18 protein-coding genes are annotated in these 22157 nt (G+C 67.9%); 14 read left to right on the top strand and 4 right to left on the bottom strand.

What is annotated here, in order from left to right:
- Nucleotides 1-21 precede the first annotated feature (21 nt).
- Nucleotides 22-1830: an ABC transporter ATP-binding protein gene (locus PTQ19_RS03870; protein ID WP_274368525.1), complete on the bottom strand. Its 1809-nt coding sequence runs from the start codon at nucleotides 1828-1830 to the stop codon at nucleotides 22-24.
- Nucleotides 1827-3737: an ABC transporter ATP-binding protein gene (locus PTQ19_RS03865; RefSeq protein WP_274368524.1), complete on the bottom strand. Its 1911-nt coding sequence runs from the start codon at nucleotides 3735-3737 to the stop codon at nucleotides 1827-1829. Before PTQ19_RS03865 ends, PTQ19_RS03870 begins: the two co-directional genes overlap by 4 nt.
- Nucleotides 3738-4202: 465 nt before the next feature.
- Between PTQ19_RS03865 and PTQ19_RS03860 the strand changes: the two genes are divergently transcribed.
- The 13 genes from PTQ19_RS03860 (at nucleotide 4203) to mmsB (ending at nucleotide 19563) form a co-directional block, all read left to right on the top strand.
- Nucleotides 4203-5654, top strand: a complete 1452-nt coding sequence (locus PTQ19_RS03860) for an aldehyde dehydrogenase family protein (protein ID WP_274368523.1) — start codon at nucleotides 4203-4205, stop codon at nucleotides 5652-5654.
- Between the two features lie 16 nt (nucleotides 5655-5670).
- Nucleotides 5671-6453, top strand: a complete 783-nt coding sequence (locus PTQ19_RS03855; protein ID WP_274368522.1) for an SDR family NAD(P)-dependent oxidoreductase — start codon at nucleotides 5671-5673, stop codon at nucleotides 6451-6453.
- 41 nt (nucleotides 6454-6494) lie between these two features.
- Nucleotides 6495-7247 carry a FadR/GntR family transcriptional regulator gene (locus tag PTQ19_RS03850; protein ID WP_179411526.1) on the top strand — a complete coding sequence of 251 codons (753 nt, stop codon included), beginning with the start codon at nucleotides 6495-6497 and terminating at the stop codon, nucleotides 7245-7247.
- 77 nt (nucleotides 7248-7324) lie between these two features.
- Nucleotides 7325-8845 (top strand): ABC transporter substrate-binding protein, encoded by a 1521-nt coding sequence (locus PTQ19_RS03845; RefSeq protein WP_206550319.1) that lies wholly within the window; start codon nucleotides 7325-7327, stop codon nucleotides 8843-8845.
- Nucleotides 8846-8929: 84 nt separating this feature from the next.
- Nucleotides 8930-9892, top strand: coding sequence for an ABC transporter permease (locus PTQ19_RS03840; RefSeq protein ID WP_179411528.1), 963 nt, complete (start codon nucleotides 8930-8932; stop codon nucleotides 9890-9892).
- Nucleotides 9889-10749 (top strand): ABC transporter permease, encoded by an 861-nt coding sequence (locus tag PTQ19_RS03835; RefSeq protein ID WP_274368521.1) that lies wholly within the window; start codon nucleotides 9889-9891, stop codon nucleotides 10747-10749. The genes PTQ19_RS03840 and PTQ19_RS03835 overlap by 4 nt, the downstream gene beginning before the upstream one ends.
- Complete coding sequence (locus tag PTQ19_RS03830; RefSeq protein WP_274368520.1) at nucleotides 10746-12521, top strand: ABC transporter ATP-binding protein; 1776 nt, start codon at nucleotides 10746-10748, stop codon at nucleotides 12519-12521. The genes PTQ19_RS03835 and PTQ19_RS03830 overlap by 4 nt, the downstream gene beginning before the upstream one ends.
- 29 nt (nucleotides 12522-12550) lie before the next feature.
- Nucleotides 12551-13942, top strand: a complete 1392-nt coding sequence (locus tag PTQ19_RS03825; RefSeq protein ID WP_274368519.1) for an amidase — start codon at nucleotides 12551-12553, stop codon at nucleotides 13940-13942.
- Between the two features lie 105 nt (nucleotides 13943-14047).
- Entirely contained in the window at nucleotides 14048-14725 is a 678-nt protein-coding gene (locus PTQ19_RS03820; RefSeq protein ID WP_242519579.1) for a GntR family transcriptional regulator, read from the top strand.
- Nucleotides 14726-14921: 196 nt separating this feature from the next.
- The gene (locus PTQ19_RS03815) at nucleotides 14922-16424 is read left to right on the top strand and encodes a CoA-acylating methylmalonate-semialdehyde dehydrogenase (RefSeq protein ID WP_206550323.1); all 1503 of its coding nucleotides are present in this window, start codon (nucleotides 14922-14924) and stop codon (nucleotides 16422-16424) included.
- Between the two features lie 2 nt (nucleotides 16425-16426).
- A complete protein-coding gene (locus tag PTQ19_RS03810; RefSeq protein WP_274368518.1) occupies nucleotides 16427-17581 on the top strand; it encodes an acyl-CoA dehydrogenase family protein in 1155 nt (384 codons plus the stop codon).
- Nucleotides 17578-18636, top strand: a complete 1059-nt coding sequence (locus PTQ19_RS03805; RefSeq protein ID WP_274368517.1) for an enoyl-CoA hydratase/isomerase family protein — start codon at nucleotides 17578-17580, stop codon at nucleotides 18634-18636. Before PTQ19_RS03810 ends, PTQ19_RS03805 begins: the two co-directional genes overlap by 4 nt.
- A 12-nt stretch (nucleotides 18637-18648) precedes the next feature.
- Nucleotides 18649-19563 carry a 3-hydroxyisobutyrate dehydrogenase gene (mmsB, locus tag PTQ19_RS03800; protein WP_274368516.1) on the top strand — a complete coding sequence of 305 codons (915 nt, stop codon included), beginning with the start codon at nucleotides 18649-18651 and terminating at the stop codon, nucleotides 19561-19563.
- 15 nt (nucleotides 19564-19578) lie between these two features.
- Here the strand turns inward: mmsB and PTQ19_RS03795 are convergent, their stop codons facing one another.
- Both PTQ19_RS03795 and PTQ19_RS03790 read right to left on the bottom strand, forming a co-directional pair.
- Entirely contained in the window at nucleotides 19579-20112 is a 534-nt protein-coding gene (locus PTQ19_RS03795; protein ID WP_179411535.1) for a MarR family winged helix-turn-helix transcriptional regulator, read from the bottom strand.
- 64 nt (nucleotides 20113-20176) lie between these two features.
- Nucleotides 20177-21058 carry an HpcH/HpaI aldolase/citrate lyase family protein gene (locus tag PTQ19_RS03790; RefSeq protein WP_274368515.1) on the bottom strand — a complete coding sequence of 294 codons (882 nt, stop codon included), beginning with the start codon at nucleotides 21056-21058 and terminating at the stop codon, nucleotides 20177-20179.
- Between the two features lie 163 nt (nucleotides 21059-21221).
- Here PTQ19_RS03790 and PTQ19_RS03785 point away from each other — a divergent pair, with 163 nt between their 5' ends.
- On the top strand, nucleotides 21222-22106 hold the full coding sequence (locus PTQ19_RS03785) for an HpcH/HpaI aldolase/citrate lyase family protein (protein ID WP_274368514.1): 885 nt from the start codon (nucleotides 21222-21224) through the stop codon (nucleotides 22104-22106).
- Nucleotides 22107-22157 lie beyond the last annotated feature (51 nt).

Genomic DNA, 22157 nt, shown 5'->3' with positions numbered 1-22157 from the left:
GCTGCGCCGCTCGGAACAGAATCACACCAGAGTCTGCTGCCAGGCCGCGTGAAGCTGCGCGAACTTGCCCGAGCCACCGATCAGCGCCTGCGGGGTGTCGTCCTCGATGATGCGGCCGTGCTCCATCACCAGCACCCGGTCGGCGATCGCAACCGTCGACAGCCGGTGCGCGATGATGATCGCGGTACGGTCGGCGAGGAGCGTCTGCAGTGCGTCCTGGATCAGGCGCTCGGACGGGATGTCGAGCGACGCGGTCGCCTCGTCGAGGATCAGCACCGCCGGGTCGGCGAGGAAGGCCCGCGCGAACGAGATCAGCTGACGCTGCCCCGCGGACACGCGCCCGCCACGCTTGTTGACGTCGGTGTTGTATCCGTCGGGAAGGCTCTCGATGAATCCGTCCGCGCCGACCGCACGGGCAGCCGCACGGATCTCATCGAGCGTGGCGTCCGGCTTGCCGAGCGCGATGTTGTCGGCGACCGTGCCGCTGAACAGATATGCCTCCTGTGTGACCATGACGATCGCGCGGCGCAGATCCTTGGGGTGCAGCATGCGCAGGTCGACACCGTCGAGGGTGACCGTACCGATCGACGGGTCGTAGAACCGCGAGATGAGCTTGGCCAACGTCGACTTGCCCGCTCCCGTCGTGCCGACCAGGGCGATGGTCTGCCCCGAGGGGATGTCGAGCGTGAAGTTCGGGAGGATCGTCTTCTCGCCGTTGTACCCGAAGGTGACCTCGTCGAAGCGGATCGCCCCACGCGACTCCCACAGGTCGACCGGCTTGTCGGGGTCGGGAACGGTGGGCACCTCGTCGAGTACTCCCGAGACCTTCTCCAGTGCCGCCGTGGCGGACTGGTAGGAGTTCAGGAACATCGCGATCTCTTGCATGGGCGCGAAGAAGTTGCGCACGTACAGCACCGTGGCCAGCAGCACGCCGACGCCGAGAGCGCCGTCCGACACGCGGATGCCGCCCCACAGCACCACAAGAGCGATGGTCAGCGCCGACACGGCTATGAGCCCCGGTTCGAACGTGCCGAACAGCACCATCGAGCGGCGGTTCACGTCGCGGTAGTCGCCGGCGACCTTGCGGAATGTCTCATCGTTGCGGGGTTCCTTGCGGAACGACTTCACGGCGCGGATGCCGGTCATCGTCTCGACGAACTGCACGATCACCTTCGCACTGATCACGCGCGACTCGCGGTACACCAGCTGGGAGCGCTTGTAGAACCAGCGCATCAGCAGTGCCAGCGGAATGCCGGCGAGCGCGAGAATGAGCCCGGACTGCCAGTCGGCGATCACCAGGGCGATGAAGGTGAACACGCCGAACAGCACGCCCGAGACGAGGTTGTTCAGACCGCCATCGAGTAGCTCACGGATCGAGTCGAGGTCGCTGGTCTGGCGCGAGATGATGCGCCCCGACGTGTACGACTCGTGGAACTCGAGGCTGAGCCGCTGGGTGTGCACGAAGATGCGCTTGCGCAGGTCGAGCAGCACGGCCTGGGTGATCTTGGCGGCGAGCACGACGTACAGGCCGATCAGCGCCGACCCCAGGATGCCTGCCACCAAGTACACGATGGTGACGGTGATCGCCGGCATCCAATCGGCGTTCTGGAGCAGTTGCGGGAGTGCGCGGTCGAGCGCGATGCCGATCAGGATGGGGCCGGCGACCTGCAGCGCAGTCGACACGACGAGCACGAGCGCGGCGACGACGATGCGCAGGCGCAGCGGCGTCACGAGCGACCCGAGCAGACGCAGTGAGCGCTGGCGGATGGCGCGGCTCTCTTCCCGCGTGTAGTCGGAACGATCCTCGTTCTGGGTTCCGGTGATGCTCATGCCTGCACCTCCTCGTCGTGGGTCTGGTCGTGCGGGGCGCTGCCCGCTTTCTCGTCTTGCTGACGCGCGTGTGCCTCGGCGACGGCGTCGGTGATGATCGGGATCGCGTCGGTGCGGGCGGCCTCCTCGGCTTCGAGACTGGAGATCACGTGCCGGTAGTGCGCGCTGGTGCGCAGCAGTTTGGAGTGCGTGCCGACCGCGCTGATGCGCCCGCGTTCGAGCAGAGCGACCCGGTCGGCGAGCGCGACCGTCGAGGGACGGTGCGCGACGATCAGTGCGGTCGTGTCGGCGAGCACGTGGCGCAGTGCTTCCTCGACCAGGGCCTCGGTGTCGACGTCGAGTGCCGACAGGGGGTCGTCGAGCACCAGCACCTTGGGTGCGGCGGCCACGGCGCGGGCGAGTGCCAGGCGCTGGCGCTGTCCGCCCGACAGGCTCAGACCCTCTTCACCGATGATCGTCTCGACGCCGTCCGGGAGCTGATCGACGAAGCCCGCCTGGGCGACGTCAAGCGCCTCGCGCAGCACGCGCTCGGCCTCCTCGCCGTGCAGGTCGAGCTCCGCACGGCCGAGCAGCACGTTCTCACGGACGGATGCCGAGAACAACGTCGCGTCCTCGAAGGCCATCGCGATGTGGCGGCGCAGTTCCGACAGCTGCAGGTCGCGAACGTCGACGCCGTCGAGCGTCACGCGTCCGCCGGTGACGTCGTAGAGCCGGGCAGGCAAGGTCGTCAGCGTGGTCTTGCCGCTGCCGGTGAGTCCGACCAGGGCCAGGGTCTCGCCGGGCTCGAGCACGAGATCGATGCCGTCGAGCAGGTCGCGCTCGGCGGCGCCGGCGTCCTGATAGCGGAAGTGTGCGCCCTCGAAGGCCAGGCGTCCGCGGGGCTCGGCGATGTGCTTCGGGCTCTCGGGGTCGGTGATCGTGTTGGTCTCCTGGAAGATGTCGAACACGCGATCGGTCGCCGTGCGGGCATCGAGCATGAACGAGAACAGGAAGCCGATCGATTCGATCGGCCAGCGCAGCACGGTCGCCATCGCGAAGAACGCGAACAGCTGCGGCACGTCGATCGCACCATCGGCGATCAGCCAGATGCCGGTGATCAGGCTCAGCCCGAACGCGATCTGGGGCATCAGGTCGAGCCAGAACCAGATCTCTCCGACGGCGCGAGCCTTGCTCAGCTCAGTCTGGCGCAGGGTCTCGGCTTGACGGCTGAAGCGGGTCAGCGCGTGCTTGCCACGGCCGAACGCCTTGAGCACCCGGATGCCGTGCACGCTCTCCTCGACGCTGGTCGCGAGGTCGCCGGCCTGGTCCTGGCTACGGCGCGCGAGCACGCCGTACCGCTTCTCGAAAAGGTACCCCTGGATCCACATCGGGATGCCGGTGACCAGGAAGATCGTGCCCAGCAGCCAGTGCCAGCGGAACAGCAGCACGGCGCCGATGCCGATCGTGAGGATGTTGACCACCAGCAGGATGAGACCGAACGCGATCCAGCGCCGGATCAGGCCGATGTCCTGCATCATGCGGCTCAGCAGCTGCCCGGACTGCCAGCGGTCGTGGAACGCGACGGGCAGGTTCTGCAACCGCGAGTACAACTCGGAGCGCATCTGGAACTCGACCTCGGTGGCCGGGGTCAGCACGAACCAGCGGCGCAGCCACACCATAGCCGCTTCACCGAGCGCGAGTGCGAGCACTCCGAAAGCGCCGACGGCGATCAGACCGGTGACGCCCGAGGTGATCGGGCCCTTCACGATCTGCTCGAGGACGATTGGGATCATCAGGGCGATGACGGCGGCGGCGAGCGCACTGATCGCACCGCCGATGAGCCGGCCGATGATCGGGCGGACGAAGGGCTTCAGGCGCAGGAGCGCGGCGACGGTGGACAGAGACGACGAAGAAGCGGTGACAGACATGACTCTCAGTTGCGTTGCGAGCGGAAGACGAAGACGATGGCGGATGCCCGTGGCATCCGGTGTGAGGCAGTGCGACGCGCCGTGTCAGTGGCGCGGACCGCGATCAATCACGCAGGCGGGCTGCGCGCGAGCCGAGGGCGATGAACGTGACAATCGTCGTGGCCATGGTGTCCTCCTCAGGCTCGGCTTCGTCGGCCGGTCGGCGCGACAGCCTTTGAGCATATTCCCGTAAACGCATCTACCGCAAGAGAAATTTCCGACCCGGCACCGCGCTCGGCGGTGACCTCGTGATGCGCGTTGCGCCCGAAGACGCTCTACGCTCCGTCGCCGACAGTTTGTATCCAGTCCAAGTTCTGCGCATTTCGGCGAACAAGTTGACGCGCTGGAGCGCTTTACCCTAGCTTGGGACTCCAGCGGTCTTACCAGTGGCCGTGCATCATTCTTACGTTTCAGAGCGGAGCCGTAATGGGCATTCTCCCTACCCTTTTCCCCTCGGGCCTGCCCCTCGCGGACGAATGGACAACGGATGGCGTCAGCAACGAATCTATCGTCTTCCCGTATGACGGCACGGTTGTCGCCGAGGCGCCGGTAGGAGAAGTGGCCCACGCCGAGCGGGCGCTCGAAGCGGCGCTCGCGGTGCAGCCCGAGGTGGCCGCCCTGAGCGCGGGAGTGCGCCGTTCGATCCTGCTCGATGTGGCGGCCGAGCTCGAACAGCACCGCGCCGAACTCGAAGACCTTCTCGTGCTCGAGACGGGCAAGCCGCTCCGTGATTGCCGCACCGAGGTGGATCGCACGCTGTTTACCTGGCATGCGGCCGCAGAGGCCGTGGCTCAGCTGCGGGGCGAGACGGTGCCGCTGGACATCCAGTCCGGCGGCGAAGGACTGATCGGGTACTGGACCCGCAAGCCGATCGGCGTCGTCATCGGCATCGCCGGATTCAACTACCCCCTGCTGCTGTCGAGCCACAAGATCGCACCCAGCATCGCCGCGGGGTGCGCCGTGATCTGCAAGCCGGCACCGCAGACGCCACTGGCCACGCTGTGGCTCGTCCACCTCGTGCGCGAAGTGCTCCGACGACACGGCGCTCCCCTCGCTGCGGTGCAGCTCGTGACCGGCGGCCCCGACGTCGGACGCACGCTGACGACAGACCCCCGCATCGGGGCGGTCAGCTTCACCGGCTCCGCCGCAGTGGGCCATCAGATCGCTCGCGACTGCGCTCCACGCAAGGCACTTCTGGAGCTTGGATCCAATGCGGCACTGGTCGTGGCTCACGACGCCGACCTCGCGGCGGCGGCGAACGCTGCGGTGCAGGGCGGCTTCTACGCCAACGGGCAGGCATGCATCTCGGTGCAGCGCGTCATCGTCGAGGCCGCGGTGGTCGATGAGTTCTCGGATCTCGTCGCACAGCGGATGGCGGATGTCTCCGTCGGAGACCCCCGCGACGAGGATACGCAGGTCGCCGCGCTGATCGATGAGCGCTCCACCGAGCGCGTCCTGGAGTGGATCGCCGAGGCCGTCGACGGCGGAGCGCGGGTGGTCTCCGGCGGCGGCCGTCGAGGCACAGCCCTGGAGCCGACCGTTCTCACCGACGTTCCGCAGGGAGCACGGGTCTGGGACGAGGAGATCTTCGGTCCGGTGATCTGCATCCAATCGGTCCCGGACTTCGACGCTGCCGTCGCTGCCGTGAACCACTCCCGGTACGGGCTGCAGGCGGCCGTGTTCACCACCTCGCTCAAGACGGCGTTCCGCGCCGTCGAGGAGTTCGAGGTCGGTGGCGTCATCGTCAACCACGTGCCCGGCTACCGCAACGACGTCATGCCCTACGGCGGTGTCAAGGACTCGGGCATCGGTCGCGAAGGTCCCCGATTCGCCGCCGAAGAGCTGACCGTCACCCGCATGGCCGTCATCCGGCCGTAGAACGAAGAAGGATCCCATGGACTACACCAATCTGTTCCGTCTCGACGGCCGCAAGGCGGTCGCCGTCGGCAGCGCCAGCGGCATCGGCCGCGAGAGCGCGCTGGCCCTGGCCGCTCACGGCGCGCACGTCGTCTGCGCCGACCGCAACCTCGACGGTGCCGAGGAGACGAGCCGGCTCATCCGCGAGCAGGGTGGCACCGCCGAGGCTCTTCAGCTCGACGTGCTCGACTCGGCGCAGGTCTTCGACGCGGCGGCTGAGCACAACGATGCCGACACGCTGCTGTTCACCGCCGCGACGAACGTGCGCAAGCCGCTGCTCGACTACTCGTCAGACGAGTACGACCGCGTCGTGGCGCTCAACCAGCGTTCGAGCTTCGACCTCATCCGCGCGTTCGGCGCGAACATGGTCGGGCGCCAGGGCGGCAGCATCATCGGGTTCTCCTCGATCCGCCACGTCGTCGTCGAGCCTGGCCAGGGCGTGTACGCGGCCAGCAAGGCGGCCACTGTCCAGTTGCTCCGCACCGCTGCGGCCGAGTTCGGACACGCCGGCGTGCGCGCGAACGCGATCGCTCCCGGGTGCGTCGACACGCCTCTCACCGACGCCATCAAGGCAACTCCCGAGTGGTACGACGCGTATGCCTCGAAGAGCGCGCTGGGACGTTGGTCGAAGCCGAGCGAGCTCGCCGGCGCCGTCGTGTACCTCGCGTCGGACGCATCGACGTTCGTCACCGGCAGCGTGCTGTACGTGGACGGCGGGTGGACGGCTGTCGACGGACGGTTCACGCCCCCGATGAGCTAGACCCCGCCGCCGACCCCGAACCCGAGCAGGAGACGATCCCGATGAATGCCCCTTCGCCACCACCCGCGTACCGCGTCATCGCCGAGCGCATCGAGCAGGCCGTGCTGTCCGGTGAGCTCCGGCCGGGTGACCACCTGCCCAGTGAGCGCGAACTCGTCGAGCAGTACGGCGTGAGCCGGCCGACCGTGCGAGAGGCACTGCGGGTGCTGCAGAGCAACCACGTCGTGGAATCGCGTCTCGGCGATCGGCGTGGCCCCGTGGTTCTGCCGCTGAGCTCTGCCCCGCTGGAGCGGGCGTTGAAGCAGGCGACAGCGCTCAGCGGCGCCGATCTCTCGTCGCTGTTGCAGTTCCGAATGGTGATCAGCAGCGCCGCCGCCGTCTTGGCCGCGCACCACCGCGATGACGAAGAGCTCGCGGCACTCGAACGCGCCAACGCACGCATGCGCGCCAGCGTCGGAACGAACCCGGTCGCCTTCGGAGAAGCCGACCTGGAGTTCCACAAGGTGCTCGCCAAGGCCAGTCGGAACACACTGCTCGAGCTGGTCAACGAGGCCGTGCGCGGCGCCGTCCTATCGCTCATGGAGCAGAAGATCTCCTCGGCATCCGACAGCCGTGTGCTGATGCAGTCGCTGATCCATCACCACGAGGAGATGCTCGACGCGATCCGGCGACGCGACGGCAAGCGCGCCGCCTGGCTCACCCGCGACGACACCTACTGGCACTATGTCGACTTCGTCGAGCCCGAGCAGCAGGAGGCCCTGCGCGCTCTGGCCGACGAGGTCAAACCGCAGTGACGACCCACCCCTGACGTCACTGCCCGCTTCACCTTTACCCGTTCACTGCAATGTCGCATACAGATGGAGAACACCACATGTCCCGTGCTCGTACCCTGACCCTCACGGTGTCGACGCTCGCCGTCGCCACACTCGCACTGACGTCGTGCACGGCCGGCAGCTCCGGCGGTGCCACCGCCGATCCGGCCGGCACTGACTCGATCACCGTCGCACTCACCGGCCCGCCCGCGAACCTCGACTTCACCACCACCGCGGGCGCCGCCATCCCCCAGGCGCTCCTCGGCAACGTGTACGAGGGGCTCGTCCAGGTGAACCAGGACGGCGAGCTCGAGCCGCTGCTGGCGGAATCCTGGTCGCTGAGCGATGACCGCACGGTGGTGACCTTCACACTGCGCTCGGGCGTGACGTTCTCGAACGGCGCGGACTTCACCGCCGAAGACGTCAAGTTCAGCATCGATCGCGTGAAGTCGGATGCCTGGACGTCCGGGCTCAAGACGAAGATGGACATCGTCGAGTCGGTGAACGTGCTCAGCGACACCGAGGTCGAGGTGGTGCTCTCGCGCCCCAGCAATGTCTGGCTGTACGACATGGCCACACGTGTGGGTGCGATGTTCGATGAGAGCGGCGTCGCAGATCTTGCCAATCAGGCAATCGGCACGGGGCCGTTCACGGTCGAGTCGTGGAAGCCGAACGAGGCGATCGACATGGCCGCCCGTTCCGACTACTGGGGCGATGCACCGAAGGTGAGCACCGCGACGCTGAAGTACTTCGCCGAGGCGACGGCGACGACGAACGCACTGCAGTCGGGCGATGTCGACGTCATCTACAACATGCAGGCACCCGCACTGCTGTCGGCGTTCGAGGGCAAGCCCGAGTTCCAGGTGCTCAACGGCGAGTCGACCGGCGAGATCGTGCTGTCGATGAACAACCGCGTCGCTCCCTTCGACGACGTCCGGGTCCGCCAGGCGGTGATGCACGCGATCGACCGCCAGGCGGTGATGGATGCGGCGTGGAACGGCAACGGCACCCTGGTCGGCGCGCCGGTGCCGCCGAGCGACCCGTACTACGAGGACCTCAACGGCGTGTATCCGTTCGACCCGGCGAAGGCCAAGGAACTGCTCAAGGAAGCCGGCGCGGAGGGCGTCTCGATCACCTTCACCGTCCCGACCCGTCCGTATGCGACCGCGATCTCGGAGATCGTCGTCGCGCAGCTCAAGGACGTCGGCATCGACGCCAAGATCGCTTCGGCGGAGTTCCCCGCGGTCTGGCTCGACGAGGTCTTCACCAAGCACGACTACCAGATGTCGATCATCCTCGCCGTCGAGCAGCGCGACGTGCTGACCATGTTCAACAACCCCGACTACTACATCGGCTACGACAACTCGAAGATCGCCGACGCCGCGGCGGCCGCGGACCAGGCAGACGAGGCCGGCTACATCTCGGGCATGAAGGAGGTCGTGCGCACCATCGTCGACGACGCCGCGTCCAACACGCTCTTCCTCTTCCCGAACACGGTCGTCGCCAAGGCCGAGGTCACCGGCATCCCCGCCAACGCGGTCTCCGAGGGCCTGTTCCTCGGAGACATCGGCTGGAACTAGTCGCCCCCACGGCTGCGAGTGCCGGCCCCGCAACGGGGCCGGCACTCCCCCGGCACGCACGAACCATACGAAGGAGGCCACGGCATGGTCATGCGCATTCTGACCAACCTCGCCCGGTTCATCATCAGCATCATCGCCGCGAGCGTCATGGTGTTCGTGGTGCTCCGGCTCATCCCCGGCGATCCCGCACAGGTCGTACTCGGCATCGACGCGAGCCCGGAGCTGCTCGAAGCCAAGCGCGCTGAGCTCGGCACGGATCGACCGCTCATCGTGCAGTACTGGGACTGGGCATCCGGCCTGCCGTTCGGTGACTTCGGCACGTCGCATCTCACCCAGCAGGACATCAGCCCGATGGTGCTCGACAAGCTCCAGGTGTCGCTGATCCTGGTGCTGCTGGCGATGCTGCTGGCCGTGATCATCGCGATCCCGTTCGGCACGTTCGCCGCCATGCGTCACAACCGGGTCTCCGGCGCGATGATCAGCGCGATCAGCCAGCTCGGCATCGCCATCCCCGGCTTCCTCGCGGGTCTGCTGCTGGTGGTCGTGTTCTCGTTGCAGCTCGGCTGGTTCCCGGCCAGCGGCTGGACGCCGCCGGGCATGGACTTCGCCGACTTCCTCTCGCGAGTGACGCTTCCCGTTGTCGCGCTGGCGTCGGTGCAGGCGGCCATCCTGACGCGTTACGTGCGCTCGGCGGTTCTCGAGGTGATGAGCGAGGACTACCTGCGCACGGCCCGGGCGAAGGGCCTCTCGCCCCTGGGCGCATTGCTCAAGCACGGGTTGCGCAACGCCGCGATCCCGGTGATCACGGTCACCTCCATCCAGCTCGCGGCGCTGATTATCGGCGCCGTCGTCATCGAGCGTGTCTTCGTCATCCCGGGCCTCGGGTCGATGCTGCTGGATGCGGTCGGCAACCGCGACATGCTGACCGTGCAGTCCGTGGTGATGGTGCTCGTCGGCATCACCCTGTTCGTCAATCTGATGGTCGATGTGCTCTACACGGTCGTCGATCCGCGCATCCGCAACTCCGCACGAGGGAGCAGAGCATGACCACCACGTCGATCGCGGGCGTGTCCGTGAAGCCTTCCCGACGCCGCAACACGAGCATGCTCGTCGGCTCGATCCTGGTGGCACTCGTCGTGGCCGCCGCGGTGATCTCCTTCTTCTGGACACCGTTCGACCCGTACCAGCAGTTCCTCGACAACGCCCACCAGGGGTCGAGCCTGACCCACCCGATGGGCACCGATCGCCTGGGCCGCGACGTGTTCTCGAACATTCTCTACGGCGCTCGCATCACCCTGCTCGTCGGCCTGGTGGCTGTGGGAATCGCCCTGCTCATCGGCACGCCGCTCGGCATCCTCGCCGGCATGCGCCGTGGCGCGACCGAAGAGGTCACGATGCGCTTCGCCGACATCCTGCTGGCGTTCCCCGCGCTGCTGCTGGCGATCATGTTCGCCGCGGTCTACGGCCCCGGCACGGGGTCGGCGATGGTCGCGATCGGCATCGCCTCGATCCCGGGCTTCGCCCGCGTCGCCCGCTCGGGCACTCTGCAGGTCATGAGCACGGAGTACGTGCTCGCCGCCCGGGCGTCCTCGCAGCCGGGCATCCGCGTCGCGATCCGGCACGTCCTGCCGAACATCGCCGGCATGGTCGTCGTGCAGTGCTCGGTGACCTTCGCCCTGGCCGTTCTCGCCGAAGCAGCCCTGTCGTTCCTGGGCCTGGGCACGCAGCCGCCGACGGCGTCGTGGGGGCGGATGCTGCAGGAGTCACAGCAGTACCTCTGGATCAACCCGATGCTGGCTGTCTGGCCCGGCATCGCCATCGCCATCGCCGTGATGGGGTTCAACATGCTTGGAGACGGCCTGCGGGACCGCTTCGACCCGAAGCTGAACGGAGAGCGTTCATGACCGCCAACGAAAACCTCCTCTCGGTCGAAGGGCTGTCGGTGTTCACCGGCGATGCGCCGCTGGTGACCGACGTGAACTTCTCGCTCGCGCGCGGCGAGCGGATCGGTCTGATCGGCGAATCCGGGTCGGGCAAGTCCCTGACGACGGCGAGCCTGATGGGTCTGCTTCCGGATGGCCTGCACGCCACCGGGAACGTGCGCATGGCAGGGCACGACGCCAATTTCGTCACCGCATCGGATGCTGTCATGCGCCGCATCCGCGGACGCGACATCGGCATGGTGTTCCAGGAGCCGCTCACGGCGCTGAACCCCCTGATGCGCGCCGGTGCGCAGGTCGCCGAGGTCATGCTCCAGCACAAGACCGTCCCGTCGCGGCGGGCGGCGAACGCGAAGGCGATCGAGATGCTGGCGTCGGTCAAGCTGCCCGATCCCGCCGAAGCCGCGCGCGCTTACCCTCATCAGCTGTCGGGTGGCCAACGTCAGCGCGTGATGCTGGCGATGGCACTGGCCAATGATCCGGGGCTGCTGCTGGCCGACGAGCCCACCACCGCGCTGGACGTCACCGTCCAGCGTCAGGTGCTCGACCTCGTCCTCGAGTCGGTCGTGGAACGTGGCACCGGGCTGCTGTTCATCACCCACGATCTGGCCGTGGTCGCCAACATGTGCACCCGCGTGCTCGTCATGAACAACGGTCGCGTCGTCGAGCAGGGGCGCACCGAAGACATCTTCACCCGCCCCCAGCATCCCTACACCCGGGGACTGCTGGCCGCGAGCGATCTGGAGGCCACCGACAGCGACGGGCGCCTGTTCACGGTCGCATCCGCCGCGTCGTACGTCCCGCCCACGCTTGATGACGCACCCGAGGCTCCGACCGCCAGCGCGCCCGCCCCGGCGGATGAGCCCGACCCTCGGGCCACCGAGTCGGAGGCGGAGACCGACGATGCCCCCGTCATCGAGGTGAAGGACCTCACACGTCACTACACGCGCGGACGCTCGTCCCTTCGCGGCAAGCCGGTGACGGTCAAGGCGCTCCAAGACGCCAACTTCCGGGTGATGCCGGGCGAGCGCCTCGGCGTGGTCGGTGAATCCGGATCCGGCAAGTCCACCCTGCTGCGGATCCTCGCTGGGCTCGACCAGCCGACGTCAGGCTCGGTCGTCGTCAGCGGCAACGAGGTCGCCGGCGCACGGGAATCCGACCTGGTGCAGCTGCGACAGCAGTTGCAGATCGTCTTCCAGGATCCGATGGGATCGTTGAATCCGCGGATGCGGGTCGTCGACATCATCACGGAGCCACTGCTGGTTCCCGGACGCGACGAGACGCCGGCACGGCGTCGGGAGATGGCCGCCGAGATGCTGCAGGCGGTCGGTCTGAGCGCCGACGCGCTGGATCGCTATCCGCATCAGTTCTCGGGAGGGCAGCGACAGCGCATCTCGATCGCACGGGCATTGATCTGCAGGCCCCGCGTCCTCGTCGCCGACGAACCGGTATCGGCCCTCGACGTGTCGGTGCGCGCACAGGTGCTGAACCTGCTCGCCGATCTGGTCGACGCCTACCAGCTCACGCTGGTGTTCGTCTCGCACGATCTGGCCGTCGTACGCCATCTGTGCGACAAGGTCGTGGTGATGCAGTCGGGCGTGATCGTCGAAGCGGGCGAGACCGAGAGCGTCTACACCGATCCGCAGCACCCGTACACCGCGAAGCTCATCGCGAGCTCGATGAACCTGCGCTCCGAGATCCGCACCAAGCACCTGGCCGCCGAGGTCACGGCATGATGTCGCGCAACGCAGAAGGAGGAGTCACCATGTCGCGCAACCTGCACGAGATGTCCGCCCATGAACTGGCGGCCGGCTACGCCGACGGGCTGGATCCCCGGGAGGTGGCCGAGGCGATGCTGGCCAGAATCGCCGACCGGGAGCCGGTGCTCAACGCCTTCTATCTGCACGACCCGAGCCAGGTGCGCGCCGATGCCGAGGCGTCCGCCCAGCGCTGGGCAACGGGCACGCAGCTCTCCGCATTCGATGGCGTGCCCGCCACGGTGAAGGAGAACATCCCCCGCGCCGGAAAGCCGTTGCCGTCCGGTACGGCCATTCCGAATCCTCCGGCAGCACCCCAGAACGCCCCCATCACCGACCGGCTGCTTGAGTCCGGGCTCGTGATCCTGGGGTCGACGACTATGCCTGACTGGGGCATGCTCTCGTCGGGCGTCTCGTCTTTGCACGGCATCTCCCGCAACGCCTGGAACCCGGCGCTGACCACCGGTGGGTCGAGTGCGGGCAGCAGCGCCGCAGCCGCGGCCGGCTATGGGCCGTTGCACGTCGGCACCGACATCGGCGGGTCGATTCGACTTCCCGGTACATGGTCTGGACTGGCCACTCTCAAGCCCAGCGACGGCCTCGTGCCGTTGCACGCACCGTACCTCGGGCGGGCCGCCGGCCCGCTCACGCGCACTATCGCGGACGCGCAGGCGCTCATGAGCGTGATCGCCCAGCCGGACGAACGCGATTACACCGCTCGACCGTACCCGCAGATGGACTGGTCCAAGACCCTTCCCGACGTCGCCGGACTGCGCATCGCCCTCCAGTTGGATGCCGGGTCGGGCGCCGACGTCGACGCGGAGGTGCTGTCGGCGGTGCAGGCGGCCGCGGATCTGTTCGCGGCGGCCGGCGCCACGGTCGTTCCCTTGGCGCCGTTCATGACGCCCGAGCAGCTGGCGGGTGTCGACGCCTTCTGGCGCACGCGCTCGTGGGTGGACTACAGCGCGCTCGATGATGAAGGCAGATCGCTCGTGCTGCCCTACATCGCTCGCTGGTGCGGGGCGGGTGCCGCGTACGACGGCGCGCAGACTCTGGTGAACTACGGCAGATTCGGCCAGATCCAGCAGGCCACCCGCGCGGCGACCGCGCCCTTCGACCTCGTGCTCTCCCCCGTCGCTCCCATGGCGGCGTTCCCGGCCGAAGACCCCATGCCGGTGAACGATCCCGACCGTCCGATGGCGCACATCTCGTTCACGATGCCGTACAACATGTCGGGCCAGCCTGCGGCCAGCATCAACTGCGGGTTCACCGCCGACGGCCGCACCATCGGGCTCCAGGTCGCCGGGCGCATCGGATCGGACGATCTCGTGCTGGCTGCCTGCGCTTGGTACGAGAGCGTTCGCGCAGACGCAACCCCGGATTGGTCGCTGATCGACTGATGCCGCCTCGGGGGCGGTCCGGGCTCGACGCACTATCATCAAGCGGATGGCCGTGACGGGGCCGTTCTCACACACGTGACCACGACGACGGCGAAAGGACGCAGCATGGGCGAGGTGCCGACGACGGTGGCGCGAGCCGTTCCGCTGGTCGACGAGATCGCGGCGGTGATCCGCGAGCGCATCTACTCGCATCACTATCCGACCGGGGCCTGGCTCCGCCAGGAACATCTGGCAGCCGAGTTGAACGTCAGCCGCACCCCGCTGCGCGAAGCGCTACGGCGTCTCGAACAGGAGGGGCTCGTCACGCACGAATCGGGTCGGGGCATGCGCATCGTCAGCGGCGATGCGGCCACCCTCATCGACGCCTACGAACTGCGCGGTGCGGTGGATGCCCTCGCCGCACGTCTGACCGCGACCGAGGCCACCGCCTCGGATGTGCGGAGTCTGCGCCGACTCATCGATGCCCAGCGCGCCACGGTCACGCCGTGGGACGCACGTGCGTACACGAAGCTGAACGTCGACTTCCACGAGATGATCATGGTGATGACCGGCAACCAGTTCGTCATCGCCCAGAGTCCGATCCTGCGCATGACCGGGCAGGTCTTCGCCCCGATCGCGCACACCGGCCCGCGCAACGCGGTGCAGGCCATCCAGGAGCACGTCGAGATCGTCGACGCCATCGAGGCGGGTGACGCCGAGCGGGCCGAGCAGATGGCGCGCACGCACATCGATCGAACCATCACCGAGCTGCGCGCAGAAGCCGACCGGCGCACCACCGACTGACCGGCACGCCGAACACCCCCTCACGAGGGGGGGGCTGTTCGGCGTGCCCGCGCCTGTGAGCGGTGCCGCCGCGGCGCGACTCCAAGGGGTTCTTTTACTTTGACTTCCTACTATATAGTTGGGGGCACTAGGCAAATGGCGCGCAAATGGCGCTAGGCAATCGATGCGATGCCGCATCACGGAAGGACGCTTCACAATGACCCGTGAACTCACCCACTTCATCGGCGGCGAGCACGTCGCCGGCACCTCCGGTCGTTTCAGCGACGTGTACGACCCGTCCACCGGCGAGGTGCAGGCGCGCGTGCCGCTCGCCACCGCGGCCGAGGTGCAGGCAGCCATCGCGAACGCCGAAGAAGCGCAGATCGCGTGGGGTGCGACGAACCCGCAGAAGCGGGCACGGGTGCTGCTGAAGTTCCTCGAGCTGATCGCAGAGGCGGCCCCGGAGCTGGCCAAGACGCTGTCCCGCGAGCACGGCAAGACCTACGAGGACTCGCTGGGCGACATCCAGCGCGGGGTCGAGGTCATCGAGTTCGCCGCAGGCGCACCCCACCTGCTCAAGGGCGAATACTCCACGGGCGCGGGCACCGGCATCGATGTCTACTCGATGCGTCAGCCGCTCGGCGTCGTGGCGGGCATCACCCCGTTCAACTTCCCCGCCATGATCCCGCTGTGGAAGATCGGCCCGGCGATCGCCGCGGGCAACGCATTCATCCTCAAGCCCAGCGAGCGCGACCCCTCGGTCCCGCTGCGCATCGCGGAGCTGTTCCTCGAGGCGGGCCTGCCCGCCGGTGTGCTGAACGTCGTCAACGGCGACAAGGAATCCGTCGACGCGATCCTGCACGACGATCGCGTGCACGCGGTGGGGTTCGTCGGCTCGACCCCCATCGCGCAGTACATCTACGAGACGGCCGCACAGAACGGCAAGCGGGCGCAGTGCTTCGGCGGTGCGAAGAACCACATGATCATCATGCCGGATGCCGATCTCGACCAGGCCGCCGACGCCCTGATCGGCGCCGGCTACGGCTCGGCCGGTGAGCGCTGCATGGCGATCTCGGTCGCCGTCCCGGTGGGCCGTCAGACCGCGGATGCCCTTGCCGTCAAGCTCGCCGAGCGCGTCGCAGCGCTACGCGTCGGCCCCGCACTCGCCGAAGGAGTGGACTACGGCCCGCTGGTCTCGGCCGACGCGCTCGCTCGCGTCGAGGGATACATCCAGAAGGGCATCGACGAAGGGGCTCAGCTGCTCGCCGACGGCCGCGGCTACACCGTCGAGGGCTACGAATCGGGCTTCTATCTCGGCCCGACCCTGTTCGACCACGTCACCCCCGACATGACGGTGTACAAGGAAGAGGTGTTCGGCCCGGTGCTGTTCATCGCCCGCGCCGACGACTTCGAGCAGGCACTCGCAATGGCCACCGATCATGAGTACGGCAACGGCGTGTCGATCTTCACCCGCGACGGCGACGCGGCTCGCGACTTCGCTGCGCGCGTGAACGTCGGCATGGTGGGCGTGAACGTGCCGATCCCGGTACCGATCGCCTACCACACGTTCGGCGGCTGGAAGAAGTCCGGCTTCGGGGATCTGAACCAGCACGGCCCCGATGCCTTCCGCTTCTACACGAAGACCAAGACAGTGACCAGCCGCTGGCTCTCGCACGATCTCAAGGAAGGCGCGAGCTTCGTCATCCCGACGATGCACTGATCATGTACGCGACACTGACGACAGAAGAGCGCACCGCGCTCGTCGACGCCGTGCGCGACTTCGCGACCGCGCGGCTCGCACCGCACGCCGCGAACTGGGATGCCGACAAGCACTTCCCGGTCGACGCCCTGCAGGATGCCGGAGAGCTCGGCCTCGGCGGCATCTACGTGCGTGAGGACGTCGGCGGCTCCGGCCTATCGCGTCTCGACGCGGTGGCGATCTTCGAGGAGCTCGCAAAGGGCGACACGACGATCGCCGCCTACATCTCGATCCACAACATGGTGGCGTGGATGATCGATGAGTTCGGTGATCAGCAGCAGCGCGAGCAGTGGCTTCCCGGACTGGTCGCGATGACCGACCTCGGCAGCTACTGCCTCACCGAGCCCGGCGCCGGATCGGATGCCGCGGCGATCACCACGACGGCGACCCGTGACGGCGACGAGTACGTGCTCAACGGCACCAAGCAGTTCATCTCCGGCGCGGGCACCTCGGCGGTATATCTCGTGATGGCGCGCACCGGGGCATCCGATTCCGGCGCGCGCGGCATCAGCGCGATCCTCGTGCCCGCGGATGCGGCGGGCCTCTCGTTCGGCCCGAACGAGCGGAAGATGGGGTGGAACGCCCAGCCCACGCGACAGGTGGTCTTCGACGGCGTCCGCGTCCCGGTGACCAATCGCCTGAGTGAAGAGGGCGAGGGCTTCGCCATCGCCATGAAGGGCCTCAACGGCGGGCGGGTGAACATGGGCGCCTGCTCACTGGGTGGGGCGCAGTGGACGCTCGACCGGGCCATCGCCTATGTGAAGGACCGCGAGGCGTTCGGCGCCCCGCTCGCGGCGAACCAGTCGATCATGTTCGCGTTGGCCGACATGGAGACCGATCTGCAGGCGGCCCGTGCGCTGCTCTCACGCGCGGCGGCCCAGATGGACGAGAAGTCGTCGGATGCCGCTTCCGCCTGCGCACTGGCCAAGAGGTTCGCCACCGACGCAGGGTTCCGGGTCGCCAATGAGGCGCTGCAGCTGCACGGCGGTTACGGCTACCTGCACGAGTACGGCATCGAACGCGTGGTCCGCGATCTGCGCGTGCACCAGATCCTCGAGGGCACGAACGAGATCATGCGGCTGATCGTGGGCCGCGGGCTGCTGGCGGGCGCACGATGACGGCGGATGCCACACCGGACGTGCTGATCGAACGGCGCGGGCGGGTCGGGGTGATCACCCTGAACCGCCCGCGCGCGATCAACGCCCTCACCCACCCGATGGTGCTTGCGATGCGCGCGGCCCTGGATGACTGGGCGCAGGACGACTCGGTTCGGACGGTCGCGATCACGGGTGCGGGCGAGCGCGGCCTCTGCGCGGGCGGCGATATCGTCAGCCTGTATCACGACGCCCTCTCGGGTGACGGCGCCGCCTCGGCCGCGTTCTGGTATGACGAGTACCGACTCAACGCGCAGATCGCCCGGTACGGCAAGCCGATCGTGGCGGTCCAGGACGGCATCGTGCTGGGCGGCGGGATCGGCATCTCGGCGCACGCCTCGCACCGCGTGGTCACCGAGCGCAGCTCACTCGGGCTGCCCGAGGTGAGCATCGGTTTCGTCCCCGATGTCGGTGCGACCTGGCTGCTCGCGAATGCGCCAGGACACCTGGGCACGTTCGCGGCGCTCACCGCCGCAACGCTGAATGCCGCGGATGCGATGTTCCTGGGCCTGAGCGATGCGTACGTGCCCTCCGAGCGGATTCCGCGACTGCTCACCGCCCTGGAGAGCATGGAAGCGGGTGAGGCCGTGCTGCTGCTCAGCACGGACGCAGGTGCTCCCCCGTTGGCTTCGGCGCGCGAGTGGATCGACGCCGCGTTCGCCGCCGACTCGATCAGCGGCATCGCTCACCGGCTGCGGATGACCGGCGGGGCGGATGCCGACCGCGCAGCCGCTGCGATGGCTCGGCAGTCGCCGATGGCGCTGGCCGTGACCCTGGAGTCGCTGCGTCGCGCCGCGACGCTCGACACTCTGGAGCAGGCGCTCGGGCAGGAGTACCGCGTCTCCCGTCACGCGCACGCGGCACCCGACTTCGTCGAGGGTGTGCGCGCACAGGTCATCGACAAGGACCGCCGGCCGCGCTGGCAGCCCTGCAACGAACAGGACCGCGCGCTGGTCGACGCGTACTTCGCGCCGCACGGCGATCACGACCTGCTACTCACCACCGCACTCACCTCCTGAAGGGGACCCCTCATGTCTGACATCGCTTTTCTCGGTCTGGGCCACATGGGCGGCCCGATGGCCGCCAATCTCGTGGCGGCCGGGCACCGTGTTCTCGGTTTCGATCCCGTCTCGGCCGCGCGCGATGCCGCACGCGCGAACGGGATCGGGGTCGCCGCCGATCCGAATGCCGCCGTGGCCGGCGCCGAGATCGTCATCACCATGCTCCCGACGGGCGCTCATGTGATCGCGGCCTACCAGGGCGACGAGCACACTCCGGGCCTGCTCGCCTCGGCATCCCCGGGCACGCTCTTCCTGGACTGCTCGACGATCGCCGTCGATGAAGCACGCCGCGCGCACGACCTCGCGCTGGCGGCCGGGCACCGTGCGGCGGATGCCCCAGTGTCGGGTGGTGTGATCGGCGCGCAGCGCGGAACACTGGCGTTCATGGTCGGCGGCAGTGACGAGGACTTCGCCGCCGCGCTCGCGGTGCTGCAGATCATGGGTGAACGGATCGTGCACTGCGGCGGATCCGGCCTGGGACAGGCGGCGAAGGTGTGCAACAACATGATCCTCGGCATCACTCAGATCGCGGTCGCTGAGGCCTTCGTCCTCGGGGAGCGGCTCGGGCTGGGCCATCAAGCGCTGTTCGATGTGGCGTCCAACGCCTCGGGCCAGTGCTGGGCGCTGACCACGAACTGTCCCGTGCCCGGCCCGGTCACCACGAGTCCGGCGAACGACGACTACCGGCCGGGGTTCGCCGGCGCCTTGATGTCGAAGGATCTGGGCCTGGCCGAGGCCGCGATCGCACTCACCGGTGTCGACGCCCAGCTTGGCATCCACGCGCGCGACATGTTCCGTGCGTATGCCGAAGGCGATGGTGCGCACCGGGACTTCTCCGGCATCATCGAGATGATCCGCGAGCAGAGCTCATCGGTCGACGGCTGACGGCCGCCCGTTCGATCACAGCGGATCCGGCGGTGCGACGGGGTCGCTGAAGTCCCCCTCGCTCTTGCGGAACCGTGCCAGGATCCGCACGAGCTCGAGCGTGTCGTCGTCGGGCATTCCCGGCTCGGTGAAGACGGCGTTGAGGGCGACGGTGGCTTCTTCGATCAGTTCGCGCCCCGAGGGCGTGAGCACGACCATCGCGGCCCGGCCGTCCTCGGGGTGCGGAGCGCGCTCGACCAGGCCGTCGCTCACCAGCCGGTTCACCGCGTTCGTGACGCTCGTCGGATGCACCTGCAGGCGGGCGATGACGCTCGCCATCGGCATACGCCCCTCCCGGGTGAACGCGAGCAGGCGCAGCATCTCGAATCGCGCGAACGACAGGTCGAACGGCTTGAGGGTGCGCTCCACTCTGGTGAGCATGAGCTGCTGTGCGCGGATGATGGAGGTCACGGCCGACATCCCCGAGGCGGCATCGGCCCACCCGTGAAGCACCCACTGCCGCTTCGCTTCGGCGATCGGGTCGACGGGTAACGGTTGGCGCTTGTTCATCGGGACTCCTTCACGTTCACGCTATCGCGTGTCGTGGATGCTCACGCGGAGCCCCTCGCGCACGTCACGCGGCGGTCGTCAACGCCTCGATCTGTGCCTGCAGCGCGATCACGCGTCGGGCGTGCACGACGTGGAGGTGCTCGATCATCTGACCGTCGACCACCGTGACGCCCTCGCCCGCGGCCTCGGCCTGCGAGAAGGCATCGATGACCTCATGCGCCCGCTGCACATCAGCCGCGGAAGGGCCGAAGGCCGCGTTGGCCGGCCCGATCTGCGCGGGGTGCACCAGTGTCTTGCCGTCGAAACCCAGCGCACGCCCCTGGGCGGCCTCGGCGACGAAGCCCTCGGTGTCGCGCACGGCGTTGTAGACCCCGTCCAGAACCGCCTTGCCCGACGCCCTGGCCGCAAGGATCGTGTGCGACAGCGACGAGAGCACGGGCATCCGCCCCGGCACATGCAGCGCACCCAGATCGTTCACGAGGTCGTTCGTGCCGATCACGAGTCCCTCGATCCGGTCGCTCGATGCGGCGATCTCGGCGGCGGCCAGCACCGCGCGCGGGGTCTCGATCATGACCCACAGCCTCAGCGACTGCGGCGCATCGAGCTCGTCAAGGGCATCCGCGAGTCGCGCGGCCTCGTACGGTGAGTCCACCTTCGGAACCAGAACCCCGTGCGCAGGCGTCGCTGCGACGGCGCGCAGGTCGTCCCAATGCCAGGACGTACCGCGAGCGTTCACGCGCACCAGAACTTCGCGAGGGCCGAAGGCCCGGGATTCGATCGCGGCGCAGACGCGCGTGCGCGACGCTTCTTTCTCTGCCGGCGCCACGGCGTCCTCCAGATCGAGAATGATCATGTCAGCGGCTAGACCAGTGGACTTCTCCAGGGCACGGGAGTTCGCACCGGGCACGTACAGAGCAGAGCGGCGAGGACGAACAATCTCAGACATGGCATGCTCACTTTCGTTGTGATTCGCTGATTTTTCAGGCTTCTGCGCCGGATATCCACCCGAGGTCCGAGACTTGACCACCACGCACCCTCGCCCTATCTTCGATTGTATCCAGATTGCATCGGCGATGCCATCGCCGCAGAACGAGAGACAAGGTCGTCTGATGACTGAAGCACCCGCCCCCGAAGCGCCGGCGCCGCTGCGCTCACTGCTCTTCTGCCCGGCCGACAACGAACGCCGGGTGCAGAAGATGAACGAGATCCGCCCCGACGCCGCGGCCCTCGACCTCGAGGATGCCGTCGCCGACGCCAACAAGACCGCGGCACGAGCACTGGCCAGAGCGGGCATCACGAGCATCCCCGACGTGCGCAGCTACGTCCGGGTCAACCACCCGTCGACCGGGCGCACGCAGGCCGACATCGAGGCCGTCATCCAGCCGGACCTGAACGGCATCGTGCTACCGAAGGTCGAGGACGTCGAGACGGTGCGCGCCGCAGACGAGTGGATCGGCGAGGCGGAGCGCTTGCACGGTGTGACCCCGGGGGCGACGCGGATGCTGATCCTCATCGAGTCGGCGCTGGGCATCGCCGACGCACGACAGATCCTCGCGGCGAGCCCCCGAATCGAGACGGCGATCTTCGGCGCGCACGACTTCATGCGCGACCTCGACATCGATGGACTCGACCACTCCGACAGCGCGGAGGAACTGCTCTACGCGCGCTCCGCACTGGTGTTGGCGGCGCGCGCGGCGGGCGTCTCCAAACCCCTCGACGGCCCCTTCATCGCGTTCCAGGAGGACGAGCGTATTCTCGCGATGTGCCGCCAGGCACGGCAGTTCGGGTTCCGCGGCAAGATGCTCATCCACCCGAACCAGGTCCCCCTGAGCAACCGTGGGTTCGAGGCGTCTGACGCCGAGAAGGCGAACGCCCGTATGATCCTCGAACTGTTCGCCGCCGCAGAGGCAGCCGGCTCGGGGGCCATCGTGCACGATGGCCGACTGGTCGACTACGCGATCGTGGAGCGCGCCGAGAAGATCCTCGGGGTCTGATCGAGCGAGTGCTCACCACCACCACGAAGCCCCTTTCGCCTGCGTTCAGGC

Source organism: Microbacterium esteraromaticum (assembly GCF_028747645.1).
GTDB classification, from domain to species: domain Bacteria; phylum Actinomycetota; class Actinomycetes; order Actinomycetales; family Microbacteriaceae; genus Microbacterium; species Microbacterium esteraromaticum_C.
The sequence above is the reverse complement of the archived record's forward strand: the minus strand, read 5'-3'. Positions and strand labels throughout refer to the sequence as shown.